Annotated in this window: 6 protein-coding genes and 2 rRNA genes; 2 read left to right on the forward strand and 6 right to left on the reverse strand. The window is 71.4% G+C overall.

Annotated features, from left to right (window positions below):
• Positions 1-116: 116 nt before the first annotated feature.
• Together ACZ52R_RS05285 and ACZ52R_RS05290 are read left to right on the forward strand one after the other, a co-directional pair.
• On the forward strand, positions 117-785 hold the full coding sequence (locus tag ACZ52R_RS05285) for a potassium channel family protein (RefSeq protein WP_465620029.1): 669 nt from the start codon (positions 117-119) through the stop codon (positions 783-785).
• Positions 785-1,456, forward strand: coding sequence for a potassium channel family protein (locus ACZ52R_RS05290; RefSeq protein ID WP_030060763.1), 672 nt, complete (start codon positions 785-787; stop codon positions 1,454-1,456). Before ACZ52R_RS05285 ends, ACZ52R_RS05290 begins: the two co-directional genes overlap by 1 nt.
• Positions 1,457-1,529: 73 nt before the next feature.
• Here ACZ52R_RS05290 and ACZ52R_RS05295 read toward each other — a convergent pair whose 3' ends face one another.
• The 6 genes from ACZ52R_RS05295 to ACZ52R_RS05320 all read right to left on the reverse strand — a co-directional run.
• A complete protein-coding gene (locus ACZ52R_RS05295) occupies positions 1,530-2,258 on the reverse strand; it encodes a DUF3159 domain-containing protein (protein WP_465620027.1) in 729 nt (242 codons plus the stop codon).
• Positions 2,255-2,662, reverse strand: a complete 408-nt coding sequence (locus ACZ52R_RS05300; RefSeq protein WP_360504025.1) for an OB-fold nucleic acid binding domain-containing protein — start codon at positions 2,660-2,662, stop codon at positions 2,255-2,257. Before ACZ52R_RS05300 ends, ACZ52R_RS05295 begins: the two co-directional genes overlap by 4 nt.
• Positions 2,663-2,727: 65 nt before the next feature.
• Positions 2,728-3,408 (reverse strand): response regulator, encoded by a 681-nt coding sequence (locus ACZ52R_RS05305; RefSeq protein WP_049657530.1) that lies wholly within the window; start codon positions 3,406-3,408, stop codon positions 2,728-2,730.
• Positions 3,409-3,483: 75 nt separating this feature from the next.
• A complete protein-coding gene (locus ACZ52R_RS05310; RefSeq protein WP_465664740.1) occupies positions 3,484-6,099 on the reverse strand; it encodes an ATP-binding protein in 2,616 nt (871 codons plus the stop codon).
• 256 nt (positions 6,100-6,355) lie between these two features.
• Positions 6,356-6,472 (reverse strand): 5S ribosomal RNA (gene rrf / locus ACZ52R_RS05315).
• Positions 6,473-6,555: 83 nt separating this feature from the next.
• Positions 6,556-6,648 (reverse strand): 23S ribosomal RNA (locus ACZ52R_RS05320); the annotation flags it as partial.

The following is a 6,648-nucleotide window of genomic DNA, read 5'->3' on the forward strand; positions in this document are numbered from 1 at the left end:
GTGTTGCCGAGGCCGGCGCCCCACGAGAACGCTCGTCCCGGACAGCCGGGCGAGAAAGGGAGATGAACGGTGTTTGCGCAGGTCAGTACCCCGACGGAACGGGTGAGGTAGCGCCGGTGCACATCGTCATCATGGGCTGCGGCCGCGTGGGGTCCGCCCTCGCGAGAGCGCTGGAGAAACAGGGCCACTCGGTGGCCGTGGTCGACCAGGACCCGACCGCCTTCCGCCGGCTGGGCGCCGGGTTCAAGGGGCGCCGGGTGACCGGTGTCGGCTTCGACCAGGACACCCTGCGCGAGGCGGGCATCGAGGAGGCCGGCGCGTTCGCCGCGGTCTCCAGCGGCGACAACTCCAACATCATCGCCGCGCGGGTGGCCCGGGAGAACTTCGGCGTCGAGAACGTCGCCGCCCGGATCTACGACCCCCGCCGCGCCGAGGTGTACCAGCGCCTGGGCATCCCGACCGTGGCGACGGTCCGCTGGACCGCCGACCAGATGCTGCGCCGGCTGCTGCCGAGCGGCGCCGAGCCGCTGTGGCAGGACCCGAGCGGCGGCGTGCAGCTGGCCGAGGTCGCGTACGACCCGCGCTGGGTCGGCCACCGGATCGGCCTGCTGGAAGAGGCCTCCGGCACCCGGGTGGCGTTCGTCACCCGGCTCGGCGAGGGCGTCCTGCCCACGCCGCAGATGGTGGTGCAGGAGGGCGACCTGGTGCACGTGATGCTGCGCCGGGCCGACCTGACGGCCGTCGAGGCCGCGTTCGCGCAGGGGCCGAAGGAGGAGGGTCACTGATGCGGGTCGCCATTGCCGGGGCCGGTGCCGTGGGCCGCTCGATCGCGGGCGAGCTGCTGGAGAACGGCCACGAGGTCCTGCTGATCGACAAGAACCCCAACTCCATCTCGGTGGAGCGGGTGCCGATGGCGGAGTGGCTGCTGGCCGACGCCTGCGAGATCACCTCGCTGGACGAGGCCGCCCTGCAGCGCTGCCACGTGGTGATCGCCGCGACCGGCGACGACAAGGTCAACCTGGTCGTCTCGCTGCTCGCCAAGACCGAGTACGCGGTGCCGCGGGTGGTCGCCCGGGTGAACAACCCCAAGAACGAGTGGCTCTTCAACGAGTCCTGGGGCGTGGACGTGGCCGTGTCCACGCCGCGCCTGATGTCCGCCCTGGTCGAGGAGGCGGTCAGCGTCGGCGACCTGGTCCGCCTGATGCGCTTCAGCCAGGGCAACGCCAACCTGGTCGAGCTGACCCTGGCCTCCGACACCGAGCTGGTCGGCACCCGGGTCGGCGACGTGGCCTGGCCGCAGGACACCGCGCTGGTGACCATCATCCGCGAGGGCCGGGTGCTGGTGCCGGGCAAGGACGACACCCTGGAGGGCGGCGACGAGCTGCTCTTCGTCGCCGCCCAGGAGCGCGAGGAGGAGCTGGAGGAGCTGCTGTCGGCCACCTCCGGCGCCCAGTAGGACCGTAGGACCCCGAAACACGGCTGAGGGCCCGCACCCGAACGGGTGCGGGCCCTCGGCCGTGCGGAGACGGCTACTTCGCCGGCTCCTCCTCGTCGTCCAGCGGCGCCTTGATCGGCGGCGGCGCCTTCAGCAGGATCTGCCAGGTGACGTACATCGCCAGCAGCATCGGCGGGATGCCGAGGGCGACCTTCAGCCAGCCCAGCAGGTTGACGTTGTGGGTGAAGTACAGCGGGAAGAGGATCACCGGCTTGAGGCCCATGATCACCACCCAGGCCCAGGTCGCCTTGGTGTAGGCGGCGAGCCGACCCGGGTTCTCCTTGCGCCAGGTGAACATCTCGCCGGTGATCGGGCCGAGCATCACCCCGATCATCGGCCAGCGCACCAGCGCGGAGACCGCCAGGGCGAGGCTGTAGGCGACGTTCCAGAGCAGGCCGGGCAGGTAGAAGTCCTCGGCCTTGCCGCTCTTCATCGAGATCCAGGCGCCGAGTGCGACGCCGAACACCCCGCTGAAGGCGTGCTGGATGGTCTCCCGCTTCGCCAGCCGGGCCACCACGAACAGGGCGCTCAGGCCGAGCGCGGCCCAGGCCGAGGTGCTGACCTGGTGGGTGAGGTTGTACGTGACGATGAAGACCAGGCCGGGCAGCGTCATGTCGATCATGCCGCGCACGCCGCCGAAGGCCTTCATGACCGTGTCGGCGGCCTCCTTGGAGGCGGCCTTGCGGGCGGCCTCCTCGGCCGCCGCGTCGTGGGCCAGGTCGAGCTGGGCGGCATCGCCGCCGGGCTGGTTGCTCACGCTCATTCGCTCCCGTGTCCGACCGGACGCAGCTCGTAGCGGGGGTTGAACAGCACGCGGCGCCCGCGCGCGTGGCTGATCCGACCGCTGGCGACCAGCCTGCGGCCGGGCTCTATGCCCGCGATCGAGCGACGGCCGAGCCAGACCACGTCCAAGGCCTCGGTGCCGTCGAAGAGTTCGGCCTCGAGGGCCGGCACCCCGGCCCGCGGGCGGAGCGTCACCGTGCGCAGCGTGCCCGCGACGGTGACCAGGTCGCGGTCCGCGCAGCCGGCGATCGGCCTGCATCCCGACTCCGCGGCGCTCTCCTGACGCAGGTCCTCGGCGTCCAGTTCCTCGGCCGAGGAGGTCAGCCGACTGAGCATGCGGCGGAACCGCCCCTGCGGCTGGCCACTGCTGTTGTCACCACTCATGTCGGAAGGGTACCGGTTTCCGGGCCCCCGGCGGCAGGTCGTACGGCCGCCGGGGGCAACGGCGGTCAGCTCTCGAACCGGTATCCCATTCCCGGTTCGGTGATGAAGTGGCGCGGGTGCGAGGGGTCCCGCTCCAGCTTCCGGCGCAGCTGGGCGAGGTAGACCCGCAGGTAGTTGGTCTCGGTCCGGTAGGCCGGGCCCCACACCTCCTGCAGCAGCTGGGTCTGGCTGACCAGCCGCCCCGCGTTGCGGACGAGGACCTCCAGCAGGTGCCACTCGGTCGGGGTGAGGCGTACGTCGGCGCCGTCCCGGTTGACCTTCTTGGCGGCGAGGTCGACCGTGAAGCTCTCGGTGACGACCAGCGAGTCGGCCTCCCCGGCCACCGGCTCGGCCCGCCGCACGGCGGCCCGCATCCGGGCGAGCAGCTCGTCCATGCCGAACGGCTTGGTGACGTAGTCGTCGGCGCCGGCGTCCAGGGCCTCGACCTTCTCGTCCGAGGCGTGCCGGGCCGACAGCACGATGATCGGCACCCGGGTCCAGCCGCGCAGCCCGCGGATCACCTCGACCCCGTCCATGTCGGGCAGGCCGAGGTCGAGGACGACGACGTCCGGATGGCGGGCCGCGGCCAGTTCCAGGGCGCTCGCGCCGTCATGGGCCGCGTCCACCTCGTACTTGCGGGCCTTGAGGTTGATCACCAGCGCGCGGACGATCTGCGGTTCGTCGTCCACGACGAGGACCCGGGTCATTTACGGGCTCCGCCTTTCAGGGCTTGTCGTGAGTTGAGGACTGTGGAACGGGATTTCGGCTTTCGGCTTTCCTTCTCATGTGATCAGCTCCGAGACCGCGCCGCTCCCGCCGCCGTTCGGCTCACCCGGCTCCGGCGGCTCGGGCGACTCCGCCGGCTCGGGCGGCCGCTCGACGGCCGGCAGGCTGACGACCATGGTCAGGCCGCCGCCGGGGGTGTCCTCGGCGGTGACGCTGCCGTCCATCGCCTCGACGAAGCCGCGCGCCACCGCGAGCCCGAGACCCACGCCGGCGCCGCGCGGCGCGTCGCCGTAGCGCTGGAACGGCGCGAAGATCTTCTCCTTGGCCTCCTCGGGCACCCCCGGCCCGCGGTCGACGATCCGCAGCTCGACCCGGCCCGGCACCCCCGGCTGCACCAGCGCATCGGCCTTGACCAGCACCTTGACGCCGTCCGGGCTGTACTTGACGGCGTTCTCCACCAGGTTGGCCAGCGAGCGCTCCAGCAGCCCACCGTCGGCCCGGATCATCGGGAGCGTCTCCGGCACGTCCAGACGGACGGAGTCCGGCGGCACCCCGCCGAGCGCGTAGGGCACCACCTCGTCCAGGTCGGTCTCCTGGATCAGCGGGGTGACGGTCCCGGTCTGCAGCCGGCTCATGTCGAGCAGGTTGTTGATCAGGTGGTCCAGCCGGTCGGCGCCGTCCTCGATCCCGGCCAGCAGCTCGGCCTCGTCCTCCGGATCCCAGTCGACGTCCGCCGAGCGCAGCGAGCTCACCGACGCCTTGATGCCCGCCAGCGGGGTGCGCAGGTCGTGCGAGACGGCGGCCAGCAGAGCCGTACGGATCCGGTTGCCCTCGGCCTCCCGCCTGGCCGCGACGGCCTCCCGGGACAGCCGGCGGCGCTCCAGCACCACGGCGGCCTGCGCGGCGAAGGCCCCGAGCAGACGCCGGTCCGCCCCGGGCAGCACCCGGCCGCGCAGCACCAGCGCCAGGCTCTCGCCGACCGGGACGTCCACGTCGGCCGTCTCCGGCCGCTCCGGCGGCCGCGGCCCGGCGGTGGCCACCGGCACCCAGGGGCCGAGCGGCTCCGGGCGCTCCAACAGCGCGGCGCTCTCCTGCCCGAAGGTCTCCCGGACCTGCTCCATCAGCGCGGTCAGCACCCCGTCCCCGTTCGGCGCGCCCCGCAGCACCGTGCCGGCCAGCGCGCTGAGCGTCTGCGCCTCGGTCTGGCTGCGGGCCGCCTGGTGGGTCCGGCGAGCCGCCAGGTCCACCACGGACGCCACCGATATGCCGACGATGGTGAATATCGCCACCGCCATGATGTTCTGCGGCTCGTTGATGGTGAAGGTGTGCAGCGGCGGCGTGAAGTAGTAGTTCAGCACCGAGGAGCCGACCAGCGCCGAGCCGATCGCCGGCAGCAGCCCACCGACCAGCGCCGCGCACACCGTCAGCGACAGGAACAGCAGCATGTCGGTGGAGAGCCCCAGCCCGCCGATCGCCGTCAGGACGATCGCCATCAGCGGCGGACCGGCCAGGCCGATCAACCAGCCGGCGATGGTCCGGGTCCGGCCCAGGTCGGTGATCCGGCGGACCGGAATCCTGCCGCGCCCGTGCCCGGCGTGCTCGTGGGTGACCATGTGGACGTCGATGTCCCCGGCCTCCCGGGTCACCGTGGTGCCGACGCCCGGCCCGTACAGGTACTGCCAGGCGGGCCGCCGACTGGTGCCCAGCACGATCTGGGTGGCGTTCACGCCCCGGGCGAAGTCCAGCAGCCCGGCGGCCGGGTCGTCACCCAGTACGGCGTGGAAGGAGCCGCCGAGGCTCTCCACCAGCGCGCGCTGCTCGATCAGCGTCTGCGGCGAGCCGGAGCCCACCAGGCCGTCCGAACGGGAGATGTGCACGGCGAGCAGCTCACCGCCGGAGACCCTGGCCGCGATCCGGGCCGCCCGGCGGATCAGCGTCGCCCCCTCGGCTCCGCCGGTGAGGCCCACCACGATCCGCTCCCGGGCCTGCCAGGTGCCCTCGATGCCCTGCTCGGCCCGGTACTTCTGCAGGTACTCGTCCACCCGGTCGGCGGTCCACAGCAGCGCCAGCTCGCGCAGCGCGGTCAGGTTACCGGGGCGGAAGTAGTTGGCGAGCGCCGCGTCGATCTTCTCCGGCGCGTACACGTTCCCGTGCGCCAGCCGCCGCCGCAGCGCCTGCGGGGACATGTCCACGAGCTCGATCTGATCGGCCCGCCGGACCACCTCGTCCGGGACCGTCTCGCGCTGACGCACTCCGGTGATGCCCGCGACGGCGTCGCCGAGCGACTCCAGGTGCTGCACGTTCACGGTGGAGATCACATCGATCCCGGCCGCCAGCAGCTCCTCGACGTCCTGCCAGCGCTTCTCGTTGCGGCAGCCGGGCACGTTGGTGTGCGCCAGCTCGTCCACCAGCGCCACCTGCGGGCGACGGGCGAGGACGGCGTCCAGGTCCATCTCGGAGAACCGCGCGCTCCGGTGTACCACCTGCTGCCGCAGCACGACTTCCAACCCGGCGACCATGTCCGCGGTACGCCGGCGGCCGTGGTCCTCCACGAACGCCACCACGACGTCCGTGCCGCGCTCGTGCCGCCGGTGCGCCTCGGCGAGCATGGCGTACGTCTTACCGACCCCGGGGGCCGCCCCGAGGTAGATGCGCAGCCTGCCTCGTCCCATGAGCACCATTCTTGATCCGGCCATGCCCGGGAGCCACCCCCGGACACCTGTTCCCCGCCCCTTCGAGACTACGGCGTGAGCAGCGATTTTCCGCTGATCAATGCACTGATCAGGCGGTTTTAGCGGCATATTGACGGTGGACCAGCCACTTGGCGGGGGTCACTCGGCAGGGGCCGGCCGGCGGGGTCCGGCCGATTTTCCGGGAAACGCGAAGAGCCCCCATCCGGGATCCGGATGGGGGTTCTTCTGAAAGATTGTTCGGCGGCGTCCTACTCTCCCACAGGGTCCCCCCTGCAGTACCATCGGCGCTGTAAGGCTTAGCTTCCGGGTTCGGAATGTAACCGGGCGTTTCCCTCACGCTATGACCACCGAAACACTATGAAACTGTCAACCGCACACCCCCAGAAAAACGGGGCGGGTCGTTGTTTCAGAACAACACAGTGGACGCGAGCAACTGAGGACAAGCCCTCGGCCTATTAGTACCGGTCAACTCCACCCCTCACAGGGCTTCCATATCCGGCCTATCAACCCAGTCGTCTACTGGGAGCC

The organism is Kitasatospora sp. NPDC034023 (assembly GCF_055575795.1).

Bases quoted from the DNA above. Each gene is read 5' to 3' on its own strand.
- ACZ52R_RS05290 (WP_030060763.1), top strand. From the start codon at position 785: ATGCGGGTCGCCATTGCCGGGGCCGGTGCCGTGGGCCGCTCGATCGCG.
- ACZ52R_RS05295 (WP_465620027.1), bottom strand. From the start codon at position 2,258: ATGAGCGTGAGCAACCAGCCCGGCGGCGATGCCGCCCAGCTCGACCTG.
- ACZ52R_RS05300 (WP_360504025.1), bottom strand. From the start codon at position 2,662: ATGAGTGGTGACAACAGCAGTGGCCAGCCGCAGGGGCGGTTCCGCCGC.
- ACZ52R_RS05305 (WP_049657530.1), bottom strand. From the start codon at position 3,408: ATGACCCGGGTCCTCGTCGTGGACGACGAACCGCAGATCGTCCGCGCG.
- ACZ52R_RS05310 (WP_465664740.1), bottom strand. From the start codon at position 6,099: ATGGGACGAGGCAGGCTGCGCATCTACCTCGGGGCGGCCCCCGGGGTC.